Below are 26,148 nucleotides of genomic sequence, written 5' to 3'. Positions count from 1 at the left end.
TGATTCAACTAATAATCAGTGGGGAATGAACAACCCCCACTGATTAAAGTTTCACTTTATAGTTCATACGGAAGTGAGCTTTAAAGAAGAGAGAGCAATCTATAAAGTTTGGCAAAATCCTGTGTAGTTGCAGGTGAAGCGTAATTACGTCTACTTTCTCAATTCTACACAAACGATCTCCATGAATAGACAATTATATTGAGAGGGACCTTGTTTTCTAGTATGATGAGAATAACGGGGGAAATACTAGGATGAAGAAGGTTTCAAGTCTATAACTTGGAGGAAAAGAATGAACAATCGTATTTTAGTAGTTGATGATGAGGAATTTATCTTAACTTTAATTGAATTTAATTTACAACAAGCTGGGTTTGAAGTTATAACAGCGATGGATGGAGAAATGGCGCTTCAAAAAGCGACAACAGAACGCCCAGATTTAATTATATTAGATTTAATGCTTCCGAAAATGGATGGTATGGAAGTGTGTAAAGAATTACGATTGCAGCGCGTTATGACGCCGATTTTAATGTTAACGGCAAAAGATGATGAGTTTGATAAGGTGCTAGGTCTTGAACTTGGGGCAGATGATTATATGACGAAGCCATTTAGTCCAAGAGAAGTTGTTGCTCGTGTGAAGGCAATTTTGCGCCGCACGAAATTACAACAAGAAGAACAAGTTGCAGAAGCGCCAGATGAAGATAGCATTACAATTGCAGAACTTAAAATTTTACCGGAGTTTTATGAGGCTTATTTCCAAGGAAGAAAGCTTGAATTAACACCAAAAGAATTTGAACTACTTGTGTATCTCGCGAAAAATAAAAGTCGCGTGTTGACGCGTGATCAATTATTAAGTGCTGTATGGAATTACGATTTTGCTGGTGATACACGAATTGTTGATGTTCATATTAGCCATTTGCGCGATAAAATTGAACAAAATACGAAAAAACCGACGTACATTAAAACGATACGTGGTTTAGGATATAAATTAGAGGAGCCAAAAGGGAATGAATAAATTTCGTTCCAGGCTTCTTTTTACATTTGTTTCTCTTATTGTATTTATTTTAGTTGGACTAGGCTTATTGCTAGAAACTGTGTTTGAAAACTACTATATAGATCATGCTAAAGAGAGAATGGTAAAAGAGACGGAGTATGTTGCGGCGTTAGCAGAAGAGCAAGGTTTTGATAAGGTCCTAAAAAATCCATACGTATTTGAAAAGTTAGAAGAAAAAATACCAGCTTCTATCGTATTTGTGAATGAAAAAAAGAAAGTTCAATATAGAAAAGGACAAGAATTGGCATTTAGTCCAGAGACGATTCAAGAACTTTCTTCGGAAGTGGCAAAACAACGAAGTAAAGTGATTACGAAAGAGACAGATCGAAAGAATCAATTTTATCATACGGTGTTCGTTCAAGATGTAGAAGGAAAACAAGGATACATTTTGGTGAAAAGTACAATCGATCCTTTAAGAGACGTACATCAAAAAACGTGGGGATTATTAATTATCGGATTTGTCATTGCTTGTCTCGTAGTTGTATTTTTAGGTATGAAAATTACAGGGCAATATATTAGGCCGATTGAATCAGTTACGAAAGTTGCAATTGAATTGGCGAAGGGTAATTATAAAGCACGTGCATACGAAAGTCATTCGGACGAAACAGGAATGCTGAGTAAAGCAATTAATATTTTAGCTCGTAACTTACAAGAGATGACACTGGAACAAGAAATGCAGCAAGATCGTCTGCATACGTTAATTGAAAATATGGGAAGCGGAATGATTTTAATTGATAGCCGCGGATATATAAACCTTGTAAACCGCTCTTATAAGGAAACTTTTCACGTAACAGATGAAGAATATTTAGATCGCTTATATTATGAATCGTTTCATCATACAGAAATTATTGAGCTTGTAGAAGAAATCTTTATGACAGAAGTGAAAGTGCGTAAACAAATGTTATTGCCACTTGGAATTGAGCGGAAGCACTTTGAAGTATATGGAGCACCGATTATCGGGACAAACCATGAATGGAAAGGGATTGTTCTCGTATTCCATGACATAACAGAGTTAAAGAAATTAGAACAAATGAGAAAAGACTTTTTAGCGAATGTTTCTCATGAATTAAAGACACCGATTACTTCTATTAAAGGTTTTTCAGAAACACTCTTAGACGGAGCGATGGATAATAAAAAATTCTGCGAACATTTCTTGCACATTATTTTAAAAGAAAGTGAGCGCATGCAAGGGTTAATTGAAGATTTATTAGATTTGTCGAAGATCGAACAACAAGGATTTAAATTAAATATGGGAACCGTTGATATGAAGGGGCTGCTTGAAGATATTCATATGGTGCTTGATAATAAAGCAGGAGAAAAAGAAATCTCTTTACAAGTGAATGTATTAAAACGTGCCTCTGTTATTGGAGATCCAAGTCGTCTGAAACAAATCTTTATTAATTTAATTAATAACGCGATCGTATATACACCGGCTGGAGGCGTTGTTTCAGTAGAGTTAGCGGAAGATAAATATAATGCTTATATAAAAGTATCGGATACTGGAATTGGTATTAGTAAAGAGGAAATTCCGCGTATTTTTGAACGCTTTTACCGAGTGGATAAAGCGAGAAGTAGAAATACTGGTGGTACAGGCCTTGGATTATCAATTGTAAAGCATTTAGTAGAGGCGCATCAAGGTACGATTACAGTAGATAGTGAAGTTGGAGAAGGGACAACGTTTACAGTTGTTTTACCGAAATCAGCAACTGAAAAATAGGATGAAGGATGTTTACAATATATTAACAATGTCTTAATTAAATATTAATAAAGCTCTGTTAATATAATACATGAAAACCCCTTCATCCAAGGAGTAATTTTGGACGAGAATAGTTAAACTGTTCTCGTCACTTCCCTTTATGCCAATATAAGTCTGTTTTATATATGAAAGAAAAGAACCGTTATTTTTCTTCTCTCTATTAGTCATGTTAATATAGAGAGAGGAAAGGAACGGTTTTTTTCTGTGAAAAAAATCATTTCAAATTTGCATGGGGAGGTTTCTGATTTGGAAAAAAAGGTCGTATTAGTAGATGGTAATAATATCGCGTATCGTGCTTTCTTTGCACTACCGCTTTTAAATAACGACAAAGGTATACATACGAACGCAATTTACGGTTTTACAATGATGTTAATGAGAATATTAGAGGAAGAAAAACCGACGCATATGTTAGTAGCATTTGATGCGGGTAAAACGACATTCCGTCATAAAACATATAGTGAGTATAAAGGCGGACGTCAAAAGACCCCACCTGAATTATCAGAACAATTCCCGTTTATTCGTGAGATGCTTGATGCATTCAACGTACCGCGTTATGAATTGGAAAATTATGAAGCGGATGATATTATGGGAACGCTAGCAAAAGAAGCAAGCGAACAAGGAGCAAGTGTAAAAGTTATTTCAGGAGATAAAGATTTACTTCAACTTGTTTCTGATAACACGCTTGTATGTATTCCGCGAAAAGGGATTACGGAAGTAGATGAATATACGAAAGAAGCTTTATTTGAGAAATATAGCTTATCACCAAAGCAAATTATCGATATGAAAGGTTTAATGGGAGACCAATCAGATAATATTCCGGGTGTACCAGGAGTTGGTGAAAAAACTGCGATTAAATTGTTAACACAGTTTGGAACGGTTGAAGAAGTGTATGACAATCTAGATCAAGTAAGCGGGAAGAAATTAAAAGAAAAACTGGAAGCAAATAAAGACCAAGCTCTTATGAGTAAAGATCTTGCAACTATCATTACAGATGCGCCGATTACAGTGCATGTGGATGATATGGAATATAAAGGATATGAAGCAAGTGATGTCGTTCCAATGTTCGAGAGTTTAGGATTTACATCTCTTTTAAATAAATTAGGTGTTACGCCAGAAGAAACGGCTCCAGCTGAATTAGATGATATTACATTTGATATTGTGGAAGAAGTTACCGAAGAAATGCTTCAGCAAGATAGTGCGCTTATTGTTGAAGTACAAGAAGATAACTATCATAAAGCAGATATTCAAGGTTTTGGTATTCAAAATGAAAATGGTTGCTACTTTATTCAAAAGGACATTGCTCTTAAGTCAGATGCATTTAAAGACTGGCTTGCAGATGGAGAGATGAGAAAGCATACATTTGATGCGAAGCGTGCAATCGTTGCACTGAAATGGAACGGTATAGATATACAAGGGGTTGACTTTGATCTATTAATCGCTGCTTATTTACTTGATCCGGCTGATACAGATAAAGATTTCCGTACTGTAGCGAAAATGAAAGAAACGCATGCTGTGAAATCTGACGAAGAAGTTTATGGAAAAGGCGCGAAGCGTGCTGTTCCAGAGTTAAAAGTAGTAGCGGAGCATGTAGCTCGTAAAGTGCATGTATTATATGATGTAAAGCAAACATTCGTTGAAGAGTTAGAGAAGAATGAGCAATATGAACTGTTTACAGAGTTAGAATTACCACTTGCGCGTGTATTAGCTGATATGGAAGTAAAAGGTGTAAAAGTTGATACAGAGCGTCTTCGTAATATGGGAGAAGAACTTGCAGGCAGATTAAAGGAAATGGAACAGGAAATTTATAAGCTTGCGGGAACAGAATTTAATATTAATTCACCGAAGCAGCTTGGTGTTATTCTGTTTGAGAATTTAAACTTACCGGTTATTAAAAAGACGAAAACAGGTTATTCTACGTCAGCTGATGTACTAGATAAGCTTATGGATCACCATGAAATTATTCCAAACATTTTACATTATCGTCAATTAGGGAAACTAAATTCAACTTACATTGAAGGTTTACTGAAAGTTGTACATGAAGATTCATCTAAAATTCATACTCGTTTTAATCAAGTGTTAACACAAACAGGTCGATTAAGTTCGACGGATCCGAACTTGCAAAATATCCCGATTCGATTAGAAGAAGGAAGAAAGATTCGTCAGGCATTTGTTCCATCAGAAGAAGGTTGGATTATGTATGCGGCTGATTATTCACAAATCGAGCTGCGTGTATTAGCTCATATTGCAAATGATAAAGGGCTAGTTGAAGCATTCCAACATGACATGGATATTCATACGAAAACAGCTATGGATGTATTTGGCGTTGAAAAAGATGAAGTAACTTCAAATATGAGACGACAAGCGAAAGCTGTTAACTTCGGAATTGTGTATGGTATTAGTGATTATGGTCTTTCGCAAAACTTAGGGATTACAAGAAAAGCAGCAGCGGAATTTATTGAAAAGTATTTAGAAAGTTTCCCTGGTGTACAAGAATACATGGAGGACATCGTAAAAGATGCGAAACAAAAAGGATATGTGGCCACATTATTAAATCGTCGCCGTTATATTCCAGAAATTACGAGTCGTAATTTCAATTTACGTAGCTTTGCTGAGCGTACAGCGATGAATACACCAATTCAAGGTACTGCAGCAGATATTATTAAAAAAGCGATGATTATTATGGCAGATCGTTTAGAAGAAGAAGGCTTACAAGCGCGTCTTCTTCTACAAGTACACGATGAATTAATATTTGAAGCACCAAAAGAAGAAATTGAAAAATTAGAGCAGCTTGTACCTGAAGTAATGGAGCATGCAATTGAACTCGCAGTTCCGCTGAAAGTTGATTATTCTTACGGTCCAACTTGGTACGACGCAAAATAAGGAAGTGATGAAATGCCTGAATTACCAGAGGTTGAAAACGTCAGACGGACACTTGAAAATCTTGTAACAGGAAAAACGATTGAAGATGTTATTGTTACTTATCCAAAAATAGTGAAACGACCGGATGATGCAGAAATCTTTAAAGAAATGCTAAAAGGCGAGAAGATTGAAAATATAAAGCGAAGAGGAAAGTTTTTGCTTCTATATGTAACAAATTATGTTATTGTTTCACATTTGCGTATGGAAGGTAAGTTTTTACTACATCAAGAGGATGAGCCGATTGATAAACATACGCACGTCCGTTTCTTATTTACAGATGGAACTGAATTACATTATAAAGATGTGAGAAAGTTTGGTACGATGCATCTCTTTAAGAAAGGTGAAGAGATGAATCAAATGCCTCTTGCTGACTTAGGTCCGGAGCCGTTTGATGCTGAATTGACACCGCAGTATTTACAAGAAAGATTGCAAAAGACAAATCGTAAAATAAAAGTTGTGCTATTGGACCAGCGTCTTTTAGTAGGGCTTGGAAATATATATGTTGATGAAGTTTTATTCCGTTCTCAAATTCATCCGGAACGGGAAGCTTCTTCTTTAACAGTAGAAGAAATTGAGCGGATTTATGAGGCTACCGTTACAACGTTAGGTGAAGCGGTAAAACGTGGCGGAAGTACAATTCGGACGTATATCAACTCACAAGGGCAAATTGGTTCATTCCAAGAACTCCTAAATGTATATGGAAAAAAAGGAGAGCCGTGTGTAACTTGTGGTACGATATTAGAAAAAACAGTAGTTGGCGGGCGAGGAACGCATTACTGCCCAATTTGTCAGCCTAGAATATAGAAAAGAGATAACATCGGATAGGCATTTGTCATATACATACAGCAGAGCTATGTATAAGGGAGGAGCTTACCGATGTACCTTTATTTATCTCTTATTTTATTAGCTTTTACATTAAGCTTAGATAGCTGTAGTGTAGGGCTAACATATGGGTTAAGAAGCGTAAGAATTCCACTAAAATCAATTATAATTATCGGAATCTGTTCAGCGGCTGTTATGCTTGTTTCAATGGGAATTGGACATATGATCGCGAAAATATTTTCACCTGTTATCGCAACGCGTATCGGTGGGCTTGTTCTTATTGGAATAGGGATTTGGGTGTTATATCAATTTTTTCGAAGTGAGAAAAAAGAAGAACCGAAGCAAGAGGAGAAGGTCTGGAAATTAGAGATTGCCTCGCTAGGGCTAGTAATTCAAATTTTACGGAAACCGACTGTAGCAGATTTTGATAAATCAGGCACCATTTCTGCAGGAGAAGCATTACTTCTTGGTATCGCTCTTTCTGTAGATTCATTTGGTGCCGGAATTGGTGCATCTTTATTAGGGTATGCACCCGCTATGATGGCGATATTAGTTGCAGTTATGAGTTCTTTGTTTTTGTTTATTGGAATGAAACTTGGGACGGTTTTATCGAATATGAAGTGGTTACAAAAATTTACATTCCTGCCTGGAGTATTACTCATTATTATTGGAATTTGGAAAATGTAAGTATGGGCGTGGAACATTAGTTTCGCGCCTTTTATTATGAGGAGGATTATGATGACAGTAGTAATTGGATTAACAGGAGGCATTGCAAGTGGAAAAAGTACAGTGTCTCAAATGTTTCGTGAATTGAGCATACCAGTTATTGATGCAGATATTATTGCGCGAGAAGTTGTAGAGCGAGGAAAACCAGCATATAACAAAATAGTAGAAGTATTTGGAACGGAAGTGTTGCAAAAAGACGGAGAACTGGATCGGCCGAAATTAGGGAGTGTCGTTTTCTATAATGAAGAAAAACGATTGCAGTTAAACAAAATTGTTCATCCTGCAGTACGTGAGGAAATGAATAGACAAAAGGAAATGTACATAAAAGAAAGTATGCAAGCGATTGTGTTAGATATCCCTCTTTTATTTGAAAGTAAATTAACAAGTCTCGTTGACCGTGTTTTAGTTGTAGCAGTTACTCCTGATACACAATTAGAACGTTTGATGAAACGAAATGGTTTTTCCGAAGAAGAAGCAACGGCGCGTATTCAATCTCAAATGCCGTTAGCGGAAAAAGTGAAAAATGCAGATGAAGTGATAAATAATGATGGCACAATTATGGGAACGAAAACACAATTGCAGGTGATTTTAAAGAAATGGAACATTATTGACTAAAAAATTGTGAAATTAATGAAAATGCTTAGTGACATATCCCCTTTTTGTGTTATACTATTATTGGGATTGGAGATAAATAGTATAACGCATTCAAGGGGGATAACATATTATGACTCGTGTGGCAATTAATGGATTTGGACGTATTGGGAGAATGGTATTTCGTCAAGCAATAAAAGAAAGCGCATTCGAAATTGTAGCAATCAATGCAAGCTATCCATCTGAAACGTTAGCACACTTAATTAAATATGATACAGTTCATGGTAAGTTTGACGGAACAGTAGAAGCATTTGAAGATCACTTATTAGTTGATGGAAAAATGATTCGCCTTTTAAACAACCGCGATCCAAAGGAATTGCCTTGGACAGATTTAGGTGTTGAAGTTGTAATTGAAGCAACTGGTAAATTTAATTCAAAAGAAAAAGCAATTCTTCACGTTGAAGCTGGAGCGAAAAAGGTTATTTTAACAGCGCCTGGTAAAAATGAAGATGTAACAATTGTAGTTGGTGTGAATGAAGACCAATTAGATATTACAAAACATACTGTTATTTCAAATGCATCTTGTACAACAAACTGTTTAGCGCCTGTTGTAAAGGTGTTAGATGAGCAGTTCGGAATTGAAAACGGTTTAATGACGACTGTTCACGCTTATACAAATGACCAAAAAAATATTGATAACCCACATAAAGATTTAAGAAGAGCGCGTGCTTGCGGACAATCAATCATTCCGACAACGACAGGTGCCGCGAAAGCGCTAGCAAAAGTTCTTCCGCACTTGAACGGAAAACTTCATGGTATGGCACTTCGTGTACCAACGCCAAACGTGTCTCTTGTTGACTTAGTAGTAGACGTAAAACGTGATGTGACAGTTGAAGCTATTAATGAAGCTTTCAAAACGGTTGCAAACGGTGCGTTAAAAGGTATTGTAGAATTCAGCGAAGAGCCTTTAGTATCTATCGACTTTAATACAAATACACACTCAGCTATCATTGATGGTTTATCTACAATGGTAATGGGTGATCGTAAAGTGAAAGTACTTGCTTGGTATGATAACGAGTGGGGCTACTCTCGTCGTGTTGTAGATCTTGTAACGTTAGTTGTTGAAGAGTTAGCGAAACAAGAAAATGTGCAACACATTTAAGTGAATAAGGGGGAGGGCAAGGCAATATTTGCCCTCTTTTTTTATTTTTTTCTGAAAAGGAAAAAAATTATATGAGTATATTTTAAAAAGTGGACATACCACGAAACGTTGTGATTACTGCATTTGTGAATCGTTTATTTTTTTTAGGGAAAAGTAAAGAGGAAAATATGACAGAAAATCGAAAAAACTGTTGTTGCAAAATGAAAATAAACAAAGTATACTAACACTCGTAAACTTAAGAGCTGAGGTACGTAGTCACTACTTAAAGGGTTAGGACCTCTCTGGACTAACTTTCCCCCGTGGTAGTGGAGCAAGCCAAATTGCAAATTAGTTTTCAATTCGAACAGTTAGAATAAATTTACAAGGGGGAACTGTAGAATGGATACTATGGATACGATGGGTCGTCACGTGATCGCTGAACTTTGGGATTGCGATTTCGACAAGCTTAATGACATGCCGTATATTGAACAATTATTTGTGGATGCAGCACTAAGAGCTGGTGCTGAAGTGCGTGAGGTTGCTTTCCATAAATTTGCACCACAAGGTGTAAGTGGAGTAGTAATTATCTCGGAATCACATTTAACAATTCATAGCTTTCCGGAGCACGGTTACGCGAGTATTGATGTTTATACTTGTGGGGATCGTATTGATCCAAATGTTGCTGCAGAATATATTGCAGAAGGTTTAAACGCGAAAACGCGTGAGAGCATCGAGCTTCCTCGAGGCACTGGTAGCTTCGAAATTAAGCAGAGAGAAACAAAAGCTCTTTAAAAAAGAACATAATTGATTTAAAATGTAAAGAGGTGTATAATGCACCTCTTTTTTAGTTTATAAAAAAGAGGTAATATAACGTACTGGTTAGTTGAATAAATTGTACTCTTGCAAATGAGGTAGTGCCCTATATACCATCTTATTTTTAAGGATGAGATGATAAAGTGATGCGCTGAAACTTAAAGTGGTAAGAGAGTTAGAATGAGTTATATAATATTGTATATATATTTTAGGTGAAGTGAGTAGAGAAAAATAAAGAGTATAGTGTAAAGGAGTGAATGAATTGCGTTGTCCATCCTGTTCTCATAATGGTACAAGAGTGTTAGATTCGCGTCCGGTAGACGAGGGGCGCTCTATTCGAAGAAGGAGAGAGTGTGAAAGTTGCTTAAGTCGCTTTACGACCTTTGAAAGGGTAGAAGAGTCACCTCTTATCGTTGTAAAAAAAGAAGGCACACGAGAAGAGTTTAATAAAGAAAAGATTTTACGTGGTTTAATTAAAGCGTGTGAAAAAAGACCAGTATCTTTAAGACAATTAGAAGAAGTAACACAAAGCGTGGAACGTGAACTGCGTAATTTAGGTATATCAGAAGTGAAAAGTGATATGATTGGTGAAATTGTTATGGAAGAACTTCGCGATATTGATGATGTTGCTTACGTACGCTTTGCTTCTGTATATCGTCAATTTAAAGATTTAAATGTATTTATTGAAGAATTAAAAGATATACTGCAAAAAGAAAGAGAGTAGAAGTTGTATTTTATTCTCTTTACATACCGTAAGTAATAGGATAAGAGAGCTAGAAGCGTAAGCTAATAGCTCTTTTTCACTAAGAATTTATATAATGAAGATAGAACGAATGAAGTAGAGGATAGATTGGATGAGAGAAAGGAAAAGCAATAATGGAAAAACAGTCATGGATGGAGCTATTGCCGATTGATCGTTATAAAGTAAGTGCGAAAGGGCTACTGCATAATTACGACCGAAAAGTATTAACGATGTTGTATCAGCCGTTAATAGGTAGTAGAGCTTTTAGCTTATACATGACACTATGGGGGGAGCTAGAGCAAGATCGTGTATTTGGAAAAGAGAATACACATCATTCCCTTATGGTGACTATGCAAATGCAACTTCCTGAAATATATGAGGAACGAGTAAAGTTAGAGGCAATTGGGCTTTTGAAGGTATATATTAAGAAAGAAAAAGATATTCGAATGTTCATATATGAGTTGCAACCACCTTTATCTCCAAAGCAGTTTTTTGATGATATTGTTTTAAGTATCTTTTTATACAATCGATTGAGTCGGACAAAATATAATCAAGTAAAGCAATATTTCTTAGAAGAAGAATTTGATTTTGCTTCTTATGAAAATGTTACGCGCTCTTTCAATGATGTGTTTGGTTCGTTTAATCCAGGACAGCTTGAGCATGCGCAAGAAGATCTTCGTATCCCAAAAACGACAACTATGCCAAGTAACGAGAAGGGAGACGCTCCGAAAGTTTGGAATGATTTCTTTGATTTCTCTTTATTTGTAGATGGATTGTCCGCTCTTGTTCCTAAAAAGTCGATTACAGGTCAAGTAAGAGACTGCGTTATAACACTTGCTTACGTGTATGGTGTAGATGTGTTATCGATGCAAAATATCGTTCTTGGTGCGGTGACAGAGATGCAAACAATTGATATGGAAAGGCTTAGAAAAGGAGCTCGCGATTGGTATCAATTTGAAAATGGTCAAGCATTACCGGTATTAAGTGAAAGAGTACAGCCTCATGCTGCACGTACGATGAAAGAGAAAGAGCCTTCATCGCAAGAGGAGATGCTAATAAAGCAGCTAGAGGAAATCTCGCCAAAACAATTATTGAAAGAGATTTCTGGTGGTGCAGAGGCAACGAAAGCGGACTTGCAAATCGTTGAAGATGTCATGATTAATCAAAAATTGACACCAGGAGTTGTGAATGTACTTATTTATTACGTTATGCTACGCTCAGATATGAAACTTGCGAAAACGTATGTCGAGAAGATTGCTGGGCATTGGGCACGTAAAAAGGTTGGTACAGTAGCGGACGCGATGGCGTTAGCGAAAGAAGAGAACCGTCAATATCAAGAGTGGGCTGAGACGAAGAAAAAAGGCCGTACGGCGAAGAAAACGGTACGGAAAGAAATGGTACCAGATTGGCTTAAGGAAGAAGAGCCGAAGGAACAAGAGAAAGAAACGGCGAAGAAAGATGTAAGTGTAGAAAAAGATGCAAGTACGTTAGAAGATGAACGAAAACGATTAGAAGAAGTGTTAAAAAAATATAAGCGTGATTAATAGAAGAGAATGAACGCTCTTTGAGGTGAGAAAATGGAGCATATTCAAAATTCATTTGCAAAATTAATGGGAAATGAAAAATTTAAAAATAGATATGAAGTATTAAAGGCAGAAGTAATGGCGCATCCGCGTGTGAAAGAATTTATAGACGAACATAAAGGTGAAGTAACGACTTCTATGATTGAGCGCAGTCTTGTGAAGCTATATGAATATATTGGACAAAGTGTAGGTTGCGTGGATTGTCCGGATTTAGGTTCATGTAAAAATATGCTGCAAGGGTACGAGCCAAAGCTTGTTATTCAAGGGAAAATGATTGATATTCAATATGATCGCTGCGTTAGAAAAGTAGCACATGACGAGAGAAAGAAATATGAAAAACTCGTTCAAAGTGTATATATGCCAACGGATATTTTACAGGCAACTATGGAAAACTTAGACCCTTCTGATTTAAATGCACGTATCGATGCAATTGGTGCAGCGAATGAATTTTTAAGTACATATGAACCAGGTAAAAAAGCACAAGGTTTATATTTGTACGGTAAATTTGGTGTAGGAAAAACGTACCTTTTAGGAGCAATTGCGAACGAGCTTGCTCGAAAGAAAATAAGTTCGATGCTCGTATACTTCCCAGAATTTTTACGTGAAATCAAAAGTTCGATTCAAGATAATTCGATTGGTGAAAAGATTGATGCGGTTAAACGCGTACAAGTTTTAATGTTAGATGATATCGGGGCAGAAGCAATGTCAAGCTTTGTGCGTGACGATGTGCTTGGTGCAATCTTGCAATTCCGTATGTTAGAAAACTTACCGACGTTCTTTACGTCTAATTTTGATTTTAAACAACTGGAACACCATTTAACGTATACACAGCGTGGTGAGGCTGAAGAAATGAAGGCAGCACGTATTATGGAACGAATTAAATATTTAGCGAAACCAATTCCGATTGGTGGGAAAAATCGTCGTCATAAGTAAAAGAGCAAGCTGAGAAGCTTGCTCTTTTGTATTATAGTGATATTTTCTTTTCAAATATGAGGTCGAAATATTCAGGTTGTCCAGAACTGCCAATCGTAGGGGCAACAATCTGTACGAACCTCCAGTCATCTCTAGCATGTTCTTGAATAATTTCTTGGTAGTCTTCAGCTAGTTTTGAGCGAGTGAGCCCCCAATGGAATTCGACTTTTACGAATTTATATTCGAACATTCACATACCCCCTTTTAGTGATAAATAAAGTATACAATAAAAAATTCATAGTAGCTTGTATCATTTTTTTCTCCCTCCCTTAATATATATAAAATTAGCAAGCCAGATTGAGTGGATTTTCTAACGATAGGAAATGTAATTCTACTAAGAGTGAACTTCACGCGGAAAGGACTCTTATAGGATTTGTAACGTATAGATACAGTCCTTTAGAGCAGGGATAAAAGGGGGGACAAAAGTGATTGAAATTTGCTTCGAAGAAAAAAATGATGCTATGCACGTATATAGACAATTGCTGAAAAGAGCGGAAGTGTTATATAAGGAAACGAGTGTGTATTTACAGGAGCAAAAAGTGGTGATTCACATACCAGTACATGAATCGAATTATATTGAAAAGATCTTATTGCCAGTAATGGTGTATTTCATTGTGAATGTGAAACAAAATGAGTGGATTTATACGATCTTAAAAGAAAAGTTTTTTTATGAAGAACAAGAAGAGTGTCATCAAATATTGCACATGGCACATGAGATTTTAAAGGGAAGAAGAAAAGGTGTAGCTCAGGATTTAACTCGTAACGCATTTGAGTCATATATTAAGTCTTCTTTAAATAATTGGCTTTGTGATCCGCTCTCATTCTCGTTTTCATCATATATCCGTTTTCGTCTTCGTACATATAGGGAAATGGTGGCTAAACTTGCGGAAGTGGCAATTGATGAGTATAAGATGGAGCAAGAATACCAAATGTTCATTGAAACGCTTCGGCAACAAGTGAGTAGCCGTAAATCACGCTTGTCCTGTGTGCATCTTATTTTTGATGAAAGCTTTATCTTTTATGATGATAAAGGTAGACGTTTAAAACAGGAGAAGTTGGTCCAATATATAGATGAAGAATTATTAAAGCAAAATGATGTATATATTGATACAAAAGTAATTGCGCCGCTTCTTTCTATTTCGCCAAAAAAGATTTATTTATATACGAAGGAACAAGACCATAATATGATTATTACTTTGCGAAATGTGTTTCAAGAACGGGTCCAATTACATGGATTACATGATTTTGAGCGCAATGTGAAAAATTTAAAAAATAAAGGTAACGCCCTTGATTTTCTAAGTTTTTGAGCATATAATTACCTACATAAATGAAATATATCGAAATGTCATGATGAGGACATGAGTAGTTTTCTACGATTTTCAGAGAGGGAAGCCTTAGGGTGTGAGCTTCCTAGTACGGGATTATTACTTACCACCTCTAAACTTTAGCAGTGAACGATTCTTTTAGTAATTGCTAACGGACAACACCGTTATGTTGAACTTGAGCAATTAACGATCATGTTAATTGGAACAAGGGTGGAACCACGAATTCAACACTCGTCCCTTTTTATGGGATGAGTGTTTTTTATTTTGAGAAAAAGAGGAGTGACCAGTGATGGCAGATGTAGTTAAAATTACTTTCCCTGATGGAGCTGTGAAGGAGTTTCCAAAAGGCGTAACAACTGAAGAAATCGCAGCTTCTATTAGCCCAGGCTTAAAGAAAAAAGCTGTAGCTGGAAAATTAAACGATGAGATGATCGATCTTGTTACACCAATCGAAGAAGATGGTGCAGTTTCTATTATTACATTAGATTCTGAAGATGGCTTATATATTTTACGCCATTCAACAGCCCACCTTTTAGCCCAAGCGTTAAAACGTTTATATAAAGATGTTAAGCTTGAGCTTGGCATTGGCCCAGTAATTGAAAATGGCTTCTATTACGATATCGATATGGAAGAAGCAATTACAGTTGAAGACTTCAAGAAAATCGAAAAAGAAATGCAAAAAATCGTGAACGAGAACTTAGAAATCGTTCGTCATGAAGTACCACGTGCAGAAGCACTTCGTCGCTTTGAAGAAATTGGCGATGAGTTAAAATTAGATTTAATTAACGACCTTCCAGAAGATGCAGTTATTTCAATATATGAGCAAGGCGAATTCTTCGACCTTTGCCGTGGTGTTCACCTTCCATCTACAGGGAAAATTAAAGTGTTTAAATTATTAAGCGTTGCAGGTGCTTACTGGCGCGGCGATAGCAATAATAAAATGTTACAACGTATTTACGGTACTGCATTCGTTAAGAAAGCAGAACTAGATGAGCACTTACGTATGCTTGAAGAAGCGAAAGAGCGCGATCACCGTAAATTAGGTAAAGAATTAAAACTATTTACTAATAGCCAAAAAGTAGGACAAGGTTTACCACTTTGGTTACCAAAAGGTGCAACAATTCGTCGTATTATCGAGCGTTACATCGTTGATAAAGAAGCAAGCTTAGGTTATGATCACGTATACACTCCAGTATTAGGAAGCAGAGAGTTATATGAAACTTCTGGTCACTGGAACCACTACCGTGATGGCATGTTCCCATCAATGGAAATGGATAATGAAGAATTAGTTCTTCGTCCAATGAACTGTCCTCACCATATGATGGTTTATAAAAATGATATTCACAGCTACCGTGAATTACCAATCCGTATTGCGGAACTTGGAACAATGCATCGTTATGAAATGTCAGGTGCGTTATCTGGATTACAACGTGTACGCGGAATGACTTTAAACGATGCGCACATTTTCGTTCGTCCAGATCAAATTAAAGAAGAGTTAAAACGTGTTGTAAACTTAACTCTAGAAGTGTACAAAGATTTCGGTTTAGAGAACTACTCATTCCGTCTATCTTATCGTGACCCAGCAGATACTAAAAAGTATTATGCGGATGATGAGATGTGGGAAAAAGCACAAGGTATGTTAAAAGAAGCTATGGATGAAATGGGTCTTGATTACTATGAAGCTGAAGGTGAAGCGGCATTCTACGGTCCAAAACTGGATGTTCAAGTTCGTACTGCTCTTGGAAAAGACGAAACACTTTCAACTGTACAATTAGACTTCTTACTTCCAGAACGCTTTGAATTAACTTATGTTGGTGAAGACGGTAAGCAACATCGTCCAGTTGTAATTCACCGTGGTGTTGTATCAACTATGGAACGCTTCGTAGCCTTCTTAATTGAAGAATACAAAGGTGCATTCCCAACTTGGTTAGCTCCAGTTCAAGTACAAGTAATTCCAGTTTCTCCGCAAGTACATTTAGACTATGCGAAGAAAGTACAAGACGAATTGCGTCGTGCTGGTATCCGTGTTGAATTAGACACTCGTGAAGAGAAGATTGGTTACAAAATCCGTGAAGCACAAATGCAAAAAATTCCGTACATGCTTGTAGTAGGTGACAATGAAGTAACTGAAAACGGCGTAAACGTACGTAAATATGGTGAACAAAAATCAGAAACAATCGCATTAGATGCTTTTGTTGACATGATTAAAGTAGAAGGAAAACGATAAGAAAAAGCCGCGGTATACCGCGGCTTTTTTATGTAATATACTTGAGGGGAATTAGAAAAAATACCCATGTAACACTTATCGTAAAAAAGTATTGCAAGTATGTTAGTTGTTTGTTACAATATTTCTTGTTGTTAGTAAAACACATCGCGTCTTCTTGACAGACGTCATGTCCTATGATAAACTCATCAAGGATAATAGAATATTGTTTTGTGGAACAAGTAGAAGCACCCGCTTCTCACCTGATGGACGCATTCGCAGTTAGCAGGTAAATGTATTTCTTACTTAAGATTTTACAAGTGTGGGTGTCGTATGCCCGCACTTTTTTTGTCGGGTTCTATGACTACAAAATATGTTCTGAGAAAACCTTGGAGGTGGCTTACTATTAGCAAGGATATGATGATTAACGAGCAAATTCGTGCACGTGAAGTACGTTTAGTTGGCGCAAATGGCGATCAACTTGGAATCAAGTCTCGTAATGACGCTTTAGACTTAGCTGCAAATCTTAATCTTGATTTAGTATTAGTTGCTCCAAATGCGAAACCGCCAGTATGCCGCATTATGGACTACGGTAAATTCCGCTTTGAGCAACAGAAGAAAGAAAAAGAGCAGCGCAAAAATCAAAAAGTAATTAGCATGAAAGAAGTTCGTTTAAGTCCAACAATTGATGAACACGACTTTAACACAAAACTTCGTAATGCTATCAAGTTTTTAGAGAAAGGCGACAAGGTTAAAGCGTCAATTCGCTTTAAAGGACGTGCCATTACTCATAAAGAAATCGGTCAACGTGTTTTAGATCGCTTCTCAGAAGCTTGTGCTGAAGTTAGTACAGTTGAATCTAAGCCTAAAATGGAAGGACGCAGTATGTTCTTAGTTTTAGCACCGAAAAACGATAAGTAATAGATAGAGGAGGAAATACCTATGCCTAAACAAAAAACTCATCGCGGCGCTGCAAAGCGTTTCAAAAAGACTGGATCAGGTAAACTGAAACGTTCTCACGCTTACACAAGCCATTTATTCGCTAACAAATCTACAAAAGCTAAACGTAAACTACGTAAAGCTGGTGTAGTAAGCGCTGGTGACTTCAAACGCATTCGTCAAATGCTTGACAACTTAAAATAAGTTCGGCTGATATATAGAACAATTAGGAGGTAATATTATGCCAAGAGTAAAAGGTGGTACAGTTACTCGTCAACGTCGTAAAAAAGTTATAAAATTAGCAAAAGGTTACTACGGTTCAAAAAATACATTATTCAAGGTTGCTAACCAACAGGTTATGAAATCTCTAATGTATGCATTCCGTGACCGCCGTCAAAAGAAACGTGACTTCCGTAAATTATGGATTACACGTATCAACGCAGCAGCTCGTATGAATGGTCTTTCTTACAGCCGCTTAATGCACGGTCTTAAAAATGCTGGCATCGAAGTTAACCGCAAGATGCTTGCTGACTTAGCTGTTCATGACGAAAAAGCTTTCGCTGAATTAGCAACAGTTGCAAAAAACAACATTAACTAATTAATTAGTTGAAACCTTAGAAGAATTTTCTTCTAAGGTTTTTTGTTTGTATTCAGAGAGAAGTTTGAAGTTCTAAAGATTAACGGATGTGCTGTTATCGATATGACAAAATTAATATAAAAACTATAGCGGTATAGAAGAATATATATGTGAAGTCAGGAGAATCCTCCTGGCTTTTTTTAATTCTGCTCTTTTGGAAAGAAGAGTATCTTTCCTAGCCGAAACGACACTGCTATAATGGAAAGATGATATGGAACTTTCATCAGATGAACAATTTAAGAGCGATGACTGAAACGTATTTGTAAATTAAGGACAAGCTATTTTATAAAGAGGTAGATAGCTGACTTATTCATAAGAACTGAAACATAATAATGAACTTTGAGATGAAACAACATTGTTGCGTAAAATGCGATGTTGGAGGAGGACAATAGAATGGACTTACTACAACTATTTAAATTACAAAAAGAATTAGATGACCGTATTGCAAAAGAACATGATTTACAACCGAAAAAATTGTTAAAAGAAAAAATGTTAGCTCTTCTTGTAGAAATTGGAGAACTTGCAAATGAAACACGTTGTTTTAAATATTGGAGCAACAAACCAGCTTCGGAACGTGGAGTAATATTAGAAGAATACGTAGATGGTTTGCATTTTATTTTATCAATCGGAATTGATTTAGGGATTGATAAAAACTTCCTATTCTATAAATGTGCACAAACGAATAAAACACAAGTGGAAATTTTCTTAGACACATACGCGAAAGTAATTCGTTTTACAGATCAACCATCTATTACAAACTATATTGAATTATTTACGAGCTATCTTCGACTTGGACAAGCGCTTGAATTTGAGCAAGAAGAGATTGAAAAAGCGTATTTAGATAAAAATGAAGTAAATCATCAGCGTCAAACACAAGGATACTAATTTAATTTTTGAATATTTCAATTTAATTATTGTATAATGAATTGACTGAAGAAAAAGGAGGGTGTTGGCAATGACAAAATTAGACGCGACATTGACAATGCTAAAAGAATTAACAGATGCACGTGGTATTGCCGGTAACGAGCGTGAACCACGCGAAGTAATGAAGAAATATATCGAGCCATTTGCAGACGAGCTTTCTACTGATAATTTAGGAAGTTTAGTTGCGAAAAAAGTAGGGGAAGAAAACGGCCCGAAAATTATGGTTGCAGGTCATTTAGATGAAGTTGGCTTTATGATTACGCAAATTGATGACAAAGGTTTCCTACGCTTCCAAACGGTGGGTGGCTGGTGGTCACAAGTTATGCTTGCACAGCGCGTGACGATTGTAACGCGTAAAGGAGATGTAACAGGTGTAATTGGTTCAAAACCACCGCACATCTTACCTCCAGAAGCACGTAAAAAGCCAGTTGAAATTAAAGACATGTTCATCGATATCGGTGCTTCTAGCCAAGAAGAAGCAATGGAGTGGGGCGTACGACCAGGAGATCAAGTTGTACCTTACTTTGAATTCCAAGTGATGAAGAATGAAAAAATGTTACTTGCAAAAGCATGGGATAACCGAATCGGTTGTGCGATTGCAATTGACGTATTAAAACAATTAAAAGATGAAAAGCATCCAAACGTTGTATACGGCGTTGGAACTGTACAAGAAGAAGTTGGTCTTCGTGGTGCAAAAACATCTGCGAATTATATTAAACCAGATATCGCGTTCGCAGTAGATGTTGGTATCGCTGGAGATACACCGGGTGTAACGTCAAAAGAAGCGCAAAGTAAAATGGGCGATGGACCACAAATCATTTTGTATGATGCTTCTGTTATTGGACATACAGGTTTACGTGATTTCGTAGTTGATGTTGCTGACGAATTACAAATCCCATACCAATATGATTCAGTAGCGGGCGGGGGAACTGATGCGGGTGCGATTCATATTGCTGTAAACGGTATTCCTTCTATGGCAATTACAATTGCAACGCGCTATATTCATTCTCATGCAGCAATGTTACACCGTGATGATTATGAAAATGCAGTAAAGTTAATTGTAGAAGTTATTAAACGTCTTGATAAGGATGCTGTACATAACATTACATTTAATTAATAGAAAAAGCGAAGGAGATTTTCCTTCGCTTTTTTATGTTTTAAAAAGGTCGTTCTAATCCTGCTGCAGTATGAGCGCCTAAAATAATTAAACGAGTTAATTGCATCGCCATAAAATGCGGGGTATATATCATTCCTCTTTTTAACCATGACATAATCATTCCGATGTGAGCCCCTGTCACATAACTAATCAAAATATCACGAGGAACCATAAGATCTTCGTCATCTGGTTGGGAAATAGACAAGCTTAATGTTAAATGCACTTGTATCGTTTTCATCATTTTATAAGAGTAGTTTCCGGCAGCTTTATCCCCAAGCATAACGTTATAAAAGTTTACATTTTCTGCGATATGTTCGAATAAAGCCAAAAATGTAGGATGAGGTGAATCGAATGTAAGTTGAAAATCTTCTTTATTTCTATTTTTCGGTTTAATTACTTCTGCTAGCTTCTCTAACATTTCTTCAATACTTTTGTCTAATAGGTCATATTTATCATGGTAATGGCTATAAAATGTAGCGCGATTTACAGGAGCACGTTCTGCGATATGTTGCACAGTTACATTTTCAAAGCCTTTTTCGCCTACTAAAGCGACAAAAGCATCCTGAATGAGTTGTCTCGTTCGCTTTACACGTGGATCATTTGTATTTTTAATAGACATTTTACTTCTCCTCGTTTAATTTTCTATACTTAAACAACATATTGGTATTATATTGTTGTTTAAGCAACATTTCATACGTAAATTGTCGGTTGTAGATTCAAAATAATTATTTATAATTATAAACGATAGTCCTTCAGAAATCAGCACCGCTCGCAGGTAGATAAGTTTCGATTTACGCTGCAGATGGTGTGATTTTTTCGTTAAAAGGTTAATATAATTAACAATTAAACAATCTAAACAATAAGGACATAAATAGTTTAGAAAAAAATTATATGCGATATAAGGAGAGGAATGCAATGAATCAGTTTCGAAGAATGGTAATTATCAACATTATCACATTAATTGTACTAGTTGGCGGCGGTATTGGCGGTTATTACTATTACAACCAAACGGAAAATTACTTAAAAACAGACAATGCAAAGATCGATGGAAAGGTAATTCCGGTTGCTTCACCAGTAGCAGGGAAACTAACTGACTGGAAAGCTGAAGTTGGAAAAAATTACAATGAGAACGATAAATTAGGAGCTGTTACTGTAGCAGCAGCTAATGGAGAACAAACAGTAGATGTAACAATTCCACAAAATGCAACGGTTGTACAATCAAACGCAACAACAAATGCTTTCGTTGGAGCAGGTAGCCCGATTGCTTACGCATTTGATATGAACAATTTATGGGTAACAGCAAACATTGAAGAAACAGATGTTGATGATGTTCAGAAAGGTCAAGACGTAGACGTGTATGTAGATGCATACCCAGATACAACGTTAACTGGGAAAGTAGAACAAGTTGGTTTAACAACAGCAAATACATTCTCGATGTTACCATCAAGTAATTCAACAGCGAACTATACGAAAGTAACACAAGTAGTGCCAGTTAAAATTTCATTAGATCATAGCAAATCAGTAAATATTGTTCCTGGAATGAATGTGTCAGTTCGTATTCATAAGTAAGGGGGAGATGAGATGTCCTCAATTGCAATTGTAGGATATGCACTATTTTGTATAATCGTCTTCTTCCTTGTAAATCGTCTTTTACGAAAGAAAAAAACGAACGTGGGAGAAGAACAAGTCCCAGCCGTAAGTAAAATAGAAGTAAGTAAGCTAGAAGCAGTAGAGAAAGAAAGTGAACAAAAGCAAGAAGCCGAAATTTCTAATGTAGTTGAATTAGAAACAGGCAAGCAAGAAGAAGTAAAACAAGAAAAAGAAATGCCGAAAAAACAAACGTCTATGCCTATAGAGGATGTAAATGTAAAAGCAGTTGTAACAGTATTAATTCTCGGCATGTTCGTTTCTATTTTGAACCAAACAATCATTAACGTTGCATTGCCTCCGTTAATGAATGAATTTAACGTATCAACTTCAACGGCGCAATGGTTAATTACAGGGTTTATGCTTGTAAATGGTATTTTAGTGCCGATTAGTGCCTTTTTAGTTTCACGATTTACGTATCGTAAATTATTTGTAGCGGCAATGTTATTCTTCACAGTAGGATCTATCATTTGCGCTACTTCAGGAAACTTTACAATGATGATGACAGGCCGCGTAATTCAAGCAGTTGGTGCGGGTATTTTAATGCCGGTTGGTATGAATATTTTTATGACATTGTTCCCGCCTCATAAGCGCGGAGCGGCGATGGGATTACTAGGTGTTGCAATGATTTTAGCACCAGCTATCGGACCAACTGTAACAGGTTGGGTGATTGAAAACTATAGCTGGAACTTAATGTTCTATGCGATGTTTATTATCGGTTTAATTATTACGTTCCTATCTTTAAAATTCTTTACACTAGCTCAGCCAGTGTCTAAAACGAAATTAGATATATTCGGTGTTGTTAGTTCAAGTATTGGACTAGGAAGCTTATTGTACGGATTTAGTGAAGCTGGAAATAATAGTTGGACTAGTGCAGAAGTCATTATTTCACTTGTTATCGGTGTAATTGGTTTAGCGTTATTTATTTGGAGAGAGTTAACAACGGACAATAAAATGCTTGATTTACAAGTATTTAAATATCCAGTATTTACTTTTACTTTAGTAATTAACGCAATCGTTACGATGGCATTATTCGGGGGTATGTTATTGCTTCCAGTATATCTGCAAAACATTCGTGGCTTTACGCCAATTGAATCTGGTTTACTACTTCTTCCAGGATCATTAATTATGGGGATCATGGGACCAGTAGCGGGTAAATTATTCGATAAATATGGCATTCGTCCATTAGCGATAATTGGATTGGCAATTACGACGTATGCGACATATGAATTTACAAAATTATCGATGGATACACCGTATAGCGTTATTATGACGGATTATATTATACGTTCAATTGGTATGTCATTCATTATGATGCCAATTATGACAGCTGGTATGAACGCACTGCCGATGAAATTAATTTCTCACGGTACAGCAACGCAAAATACGTCAAGACAAGTAGCTGGTTCAATCGGAACAGCGATTTTAATCACACTTATGACGCAACAAACAACTGCTCACGTAGCAGATTACGGCAACATGTTAACAACATCAAACCCAATTTTAGTTGATAAAGTACACGGTATGGGGCAAAGTTTAGCAGCGATTGCCGGATCAGCTCAAGCAGGAGATGCGATGAGCACACAACTATTATATGGACAAATTTCAAAGCTATCTGCAATTAACGGTATTAACGATGCCTTCTTAATTGCAACGATACTAGCAGGTATTGCTTGGGTGTTATCGTTCTTCTTACAATCAGGCAATAAACCAAATAGAAAAGCAGGGAATTAAATTTCCTGCTTTTTTGTTTTCTTATAAAAAGATGCAATTAGATATAGAATGAATCACCTGCAGACATGAGTTCCCAGAAAATAACTCCTAATAGTCCCGCAATAAAAATAATGAATCCCATGTTGCGTATACTTTTAATTTTCATTTGTAATCCCCTTACCCCTGCTAATAATCCAGTTAAAGAAAACAGTATCCAGTATAAAGTAGTTGAAATAGGGAGGATTGTCTCGCTATTCACCCCCATGCTCCAAAAAACAAAAGGTAGCGTTACAAAGGAAAAGCTAAGTACCCCATTAAACCAACAAATAATTTCCGATGTTTAATACTAGTAATAATTAAAAAAATACCACCGAAAAATCCGCATAAGACAAGAAGTGGCATATAAACAATCCAAAGGAAGCTAAACATATATAATCTCCTTTTATGTAATGAGTTATATTTTACTACATCAGGTTCATTTTGGATATTATTAATAAATATGTATAAATTGATAGAAATGGGTAGTAATGATACGGATTATCCAAAAGTGCTAATTGAAGAAGAGTTTGAAGTTGTGATAAAAGAGTAAAAAGAGGTATCGTGATGATACCTCTTTTTAACTGAAGAATGCCAACGTATTATTTATAATATGAAATAACATAGCTGGAAGAATGGATTTTGTTTTCTTACATAAAATAGCCATTAATAATCCCATGAAGAAAGTAATTACCATTACTCCAAGTGAGTATGTATGAGCGATACCAAAGAAGAAACTTGTTAAGACTGCTGCAATCCAAAATGGAAAGCGCTCAGAGAAGAAATGAAGTATAAAACCACGGAAAATAAGTTCTTCAAAAATTGGTGTGAGTATTGCAAATCCGAGAAGTAATAGTATTTGATATTGCTTAAAAACGTCTAAGTTTAGTGCGGAAGATTGTTGCTTTGTTGCGTCTTGGAACACATAATTTAATAAGAAGTAGTTGATTATGATGTTTATAGCGAAGAAAAGAAGTAAATATACGTATGTGCGCCATTCTTTCAGTGCTTTAAAGTTAAAAGAGTTCAGTAATAATCTTTTCGCAGGTTTGAATTTAAAAATAAAGAATAACAACATGGCTAGTTGTAACCCTATACTTGCGGTGTTTGCAATAGATTCATACAGGGCAATTTGCTTTTTATTTGTAAGACTAGCCGTATAAATTGTTAAGGGCATTATTGCTAGGAACAAGGTAATGAGTCCAGTTCCGAAAAAAGCGAATAAAACGGAGCTAATAAATTGTCCCCATGACATAGAGTGTTTCTGTTCATCAGAAAGTTGTGTAGCGGATTGCATCTGTGAAATCACCTCTTTATATTTGTATATTAAATTATAGATTAATTTGTTTCTGAATGTAACATTTAAATATTACATACAAAGGTGTATTTTTCGTAAAATAATAAAAGAGGTATCACCCTGTAGTGATGCCTCTTTCTCATTGATAACTATGTTTTGCCTTGTTATTCAATTTTGCTTGCTCTATTTGCAATTCACGCTCTACCAATCGATCTAATTGCTGAATAGCTTTAAGTGCTTTTTCATAAGAAATCGTTCTATAATGATGAGCTCCGCCTGGTTCTTCATCTGCTTCGTCTGCCCATTTAATAATGCTTTGAAGAGATGTTCTTTCAATTTCTTGTTCCACTAAGAAAGAATCTGTATGCAGAAGAATCGCGATAGAAATTTCTTTTGCTAGTTTTGGATGTTCTCCCAATCTAATAAGCAATTTATGTGCTCTTTCTGCACCTTTAATTGCATGGATATCATTCTTTTTATATAAGTCATAGTCCCATTCGCCGCCTGTGTACCACGTATGATGTCCGATATCATGAAGGAAACCGGCTTTTGTCGCAGCATCGACTGAGGCGTGGTGCTTTTTAGCTAAGTGAAACGCATGGTAAGCGACAGCGATCGCGTGGACCATTCCGGAACGGTTTACGTATTTTTGTGTAATGTGATGTTTAAAAACTTGTTCAAGCGTAATACGGTGCATAAAACATTCACTCCTTTTATCTAATGATGTATACGAAGAAAAATCGATCGGTTTAAATGTATTTTGAACATTGTACTCCATCATAGTTCGTTAGTAAAGTAGAAATGTTTAGGAGAAGAAAAATTTTTTTCGTAAAAAAATCACCTTAGCTTATGCGAAGGTGATTTTCAAATTGCTTATTTTTTTAATCCTTGCTCTAGTGTTTCTAACATTTCGTGCTTTTCATTTTCATCAGCGTTTTTCCAAATGACTTCAAATAAGACGCCAAGACCTGGAAGCATTTTTTCTTCACCGCTTTGAATTGCATCGACAATTGTTTCTTGTAATTGATCTTGTGAATTACCAGATACATTCGCTAATACGGCACCGCGTAAATTAAAACTCATTGTTTTCACCTCTTCTTCAGAATTGAAACTGACGTTAGTTTTTGTTCTTTTTTATGTAAATATGTATGAAAAATA

25 protein-coding genes, 1 pseudogene and 2 other annotated features are annotated in these 26,148 nt (G+C 36.2%); of the genes and pseudogenes, 20 read left to right on the top strand and 6 right to left on the bottom strand.

What is annotated here, in order from left to right:
* Positions 1–289 precede the first annotated feature (289 nt).
* The 11 genes from phoP (at position 290) to dnaI (ending at position 13,074) form a co-directional block, all read left to right on the top strand.
* The gene (phoP, locus tag CN409_RS23470) at positions 290–1,009 is read left to right on the top strand and encodes a two-component system response regulator PhoP (protein WP_001065220.1); all 720 of its coding nucleotides are present in this window, start codon (positions 290–292) and stop codon (positions 1,007–1,009) included.
* Positions 1,002–2,765, top strand: a complete 1,764-nt coding sequence (gene phoR, locus CN409_RS23465) for a sensory box histidine kinase PhoR (RefSeq protein ID WP_001032097.1) — start codon at positions 1,002–1,004, stop codon at positions 2,763–2,765. Before phoP ends, phoR begins: the two co-directional genes overlap by 8 nt.
* Before the next feature lie 285 nt (positions 2,766–3,050).
* Positions 3,051–5,684, top strand: a complete 2,634-nt coding sequence (gene polA / locus CN409_RS23460) for a DNA polymerase I (protein WP_000412808.1) — start codon at positions 3,051–3,053, stop codon at positions 5,682–5,684.
* Between the two features lie 12 nt (positions 5,685–5,696).
* Entirely contained in the window at positions 5,697–6,527 is an 831-nt protein-coding gene (gene mutM / locus CN409_RS23455; RefSeq protein ID WP_001114475.1) for a DNA-formamidopyrimidine glycosylase, read from the top strand.
* 72 nt (positions 6,528–6,599) lie between these two features.
* Positions 6,600–7,232 (top strand): sporulation membrane protein YtaF, encoded by a 633-nt coding sequence (ytaF, locus tag CN409_RS23450; RefSeq protein ID WP_000281729.1) that lies wholly within the window; start codon positions 6,600–6,602, stop codon positions 7,230–7,232.
* A 51-nt stretch (positions 7,233–7,283) separates the two neighbouring features.
* The gene (gene coaE / locus CN409_RS23445; RefSeq protein ID WP_000219323.1) at positions 7,284–7,886 is read left to right on the top strand and encodes a dephospho-CoA kinase; all 603 of its coding nucleotides are present in this window, start codon (positions 7,284–7,286) and stop codon (positions 7,884–7,886) included.
* A gap of 109 nt (positions 7,887–7,995) precedes the next feature.
* Positions 7,996–9,024 (top strand): glyceraldehyde-3-phosphate dehydrogenase, encoded by a 1,029-nt coding sequence (locus CN409_RS23440; protein ID WP_000198979.1) that lies wholly within the window; start codon positions 7,996–7,998, stop codon positions 9,022–9,024.
* A gap of 387 nt (positions 9,025–9,411) precedes the next feature.
* Positions 9,412–9,795: an adenosylmethionine decarboxylase gene (gene speD / locus CN409_RS23430; protein ID WP_002003660.1), complete on the top strand. Its 384-nt coding sequence runs from the start codon at positions 9,412–9,414 to the stop codon at positions 9,793–9,795.
* A gap of 283 nt (positions 9,796–10,078) precedes the next feature.
* The gene (gene nrdR / locus CN409_RS23425) at positions 10,079–10,540 is read left to right on the top strand and encodes a transcriptional regulator NrdR (protein WP_001203687.1); all 462 of its coding nucleotides are present in this window, start codon (positions 10,079–10,081) and stop codon (positions 10,538–10,540) included.
* A 152-nt stretch (positions 10,541–10,692) separates the two neighbouring features.
* The gene (locus CN409_RS23420; RefSeq protein ID WP_000415033.1) at positions 10,693–12,102 is read left to right on the top strand and encodes a replication initiation and membrane attachment family protein; all 1,410 of its coding nucleotides are present in this window, start codon (positions 10,693–10,695) and stop codon (positions 12,100–12,102) included.
* 33 nt (positions 12,103–12,135) lie between these two features.
* The gene (gene dnaI, locus CN409_RS23415) at positions 12,136–13,074 is read left to right on the top strand and encodes a primosomal protein DnaI (protein WP_000400117.1); all 939 of its coding nucleotides are present in this window, start codon (positions 12,136–12,138) and stop codon (positions 13,072–13,074) included.
* 31 nt (positions 13,075–13,105) lie between these two features.
* Here the strand turns inward: dnaI and CN409_RS23410 are convergent, their stop codons facing one another.
* On the bottom strand, positions 13,106–13,303 hold the full coding sequence (locus CN409_RS23410) for a DUF4177 domain-containing protein (protein ID WP_000464454.1): 198 nt from the start codon (positions 13,301–13,303) through the stop codon (positions 13,106–13,108).
* Between the two features lie 235 nt (positions 13,304–13,538).
* Between CN409_RS23410 and ytxC the strand changes: the two genes are divergently transcribed.
* The 7 genes from ytxC to CN409_RS23375 all read left to right on the top strand — a co-directional run bounded on the left by ytxC (position 13,539) and on the right by CN409_RS23375 (position 20,258).
* Positions 13,539–14,420 carry a putative sporulation protein YtxC gene (gene ytxC / locus CN409_RS23405; protein WP_000569624.1) on the top strand — a complete coding sequence of 294 codons (882 nt, stop codon included), beginning with the start codon at positions 13,539–13,541 and terminating at the stop codon, positions 14,418–14,420.
* A 31-nt stretch (positions 14,421–14,451) separates the two neighbouring features.
* Positions 14,452–14,680, top strand: a binding site (T-box leader).
* A gap of 47 nt (positions 14,681–14,727) precedes the next feature.
* Positions 14,728–16,665 carry a threonine--tRNA ligase gene (thrS, locus tag CN409_RS23400; protein ID WP_000786077.1) on the top strand — a complete coding sequence of 646 codons (1,938 nt, stop codon included), beginning with the start codon at positions 14,728–14,730 and terminating at the stop codon, positions 16,663–16,665.
* Positions 16,666–16,875: 210 nt separating this feature from the next.
* Positions 16,876–16,996, top strand: a sequence feature (ribosomal protein L20 leader region).
* 62 nt (positions 16,997–17,058) lie between these two features.
* A complete protein-coding gene (gene infC / locus CN409_RS23395) occupies positions 17,059–17,562 on the top strand; it encodes a translation initiation factor IF-3 (RefSeq protein WP_000973215.1) in 504 nt (167 codons plus the stop codon).
* A 21-nt stretch (positions 17,563–17,583) separates the two neighbouring features.
* Positions 17,584–17,784 carry a 50S ribosomal protein L35 gene (rpmI, locus tag CN409_RS23390; protein WP_001125945.1) on the top strand — a complete coding sequence of 67 codons (201 nt, stop codon included), beginning with the start codon at positions 17,584–17,586 and terminating at the stop codon, positions 17,782–17,784.
* A gap of 37 nt (positions 17,785–17,821) precedes the next feature.
* Complete coding sequence (rplT, locus tag CN409_RS23385) at positions 17,822–18,178, top strand: 50S ribosomal protein L20 (RefSeq protein ID WP_001138362.1); 357 nt, start codon at positions 17,822–17,824, stop codon at positions 18,176–18,178.
* A gap of 432 nt (positions 18,179–18,610) precedes the next feature.
* The gene (locus CN409_RS23380; RefSeq protein ID WP_000365052.1) at positions 18,611–19,102 is read left to right on the top strand and encodes a dUTP diphosphatase; all 492 of its coding nucleotides are present in this window, start codon (positions 18,611–18,613) and stop codon (positions 19,100–19,102) included.
* Between the two features lie 70 nt (positions 19,103–19,172).
* Entirely contained in the window at positions 19,173–20,258 is a 1,086-nt protein-coding gene (locus tag CN409_RS23375; protein ID WP_000163554.1) for a M42 family metallopeptidase, read from the top strand.
* 40 nt (positions 20,259–20,298) lie between these two features.
* On the opposite strand, the gene CN409_RS23370 is transcribed toward CN409_RS23375, so the two are convergent.
* A complete protein-coding gene (locus CN409_RS23370) occupies positions 20,299–20,916 on the bottom strand; it encodes a TetR/AcrR family transcriptional regulator (protein ID WP_000023661.1) in 618 nt (205 codons plus the stop codon).
* Positions 20,917–21,212: 296 nt separating this feature from the next.
* Between CN409_RS23370 and CN409_RS23365 the strand changes: the two genes are divergently transcribed.
* Both CN409_RS23365 and CN409_RS23360 read left to right on the top strand, forming a co-directional pair.
* A complete protein-coding gene (locus CN409_RS23365; protein WP_001071417.1) occupies positions 21,213–21,866 on the top strand; it encodes an HlyD family secretion protein in 654 nt (217 codons plus the stop codon).
* A gap of 12 nt (positions 21,867–21,878) precedes the next feature.
* Positions 21,879–23,678: a DHA2 family efflux MFS transporter permease subunit gene (locus tag CN409_RS23360; protein WP_000094778.1), complete on the top strand. Its 1,800-nt coding sequence runs from the start codon at positions 21,879–21,881 to the stop codon at positions 23,676–23,678.
* A gap of 37 nt (positions 23,679–23,715) precedes the next feature.
* Here CN409_RS23360 and CN409_RS23355 read toward each other — a convergent pair.
* The 4 genes and pseudogenes from CN409_RS23355 to sspI all read right to left on the bottom strand — a co-directional run bounded on the left by CN409_RS23355 (position 23,716) and on the right by sspI (position 26,073).
* Positions 23,716–24,086 (bottom strand): annotated as a pseudogene (locus tag CN409_RS23355) (DNA-binding protein).
* A gap of 187 nt (positions 24,087–24,273) precedes the next feature.
* Positions 24,274–24,990, bottom strand: a complete 717-nt coding sequence (locus tag CN409_RS23350; protein WP_001190242.1) for a CPBP family intramembrane glutamic endopeptidase — start codon at positions 24,988–24,990, stop codon at positions 24,274–24,276.
* A gap of 139 nt (positions 24,991–25,129) precedes the next feature.
* Positions 25,130–25,687 (bottom strand): HD domain-containing protein, encoded by a 558-nt coding sequence (locus CN409_RS23345; protein WP_000554806.1) that lies wholly within the window; start codon positions 25,685–25,687, stop codon positions 25,130–25,132.
* A 176-nt stretch (positions 25,688–25,863) separates the two neighbouring features.
* Entirely contained in the window at positions 25,864–26,073 is a 210-nt protein-coding gene (gene sspI / locus CN409_RS23340) for a small acid-soluble spore protein SspI (protein WP_000009509.1), read from the bottom strand.
* Positions 26,074–26,148: the final 75 nt, after the last annotated feature.

Origin of the sequence: Bacillus sp. AFS012607 (assembly GCF_002558005.1) — a bacterium.
In the GTDB taxonomy this organism is placed as follows: Bacteria; Bacillota; Bacilli; order Bacillales; family Bacillaceae_G; genus Bacillus_A; species Bacillus_A thuringiensis_S.
The sequence above is the reverse complement of the archived record's forward strand: the minus strand, read 5'-3'. Positions and strand labels throughout refer to the sequence as shown.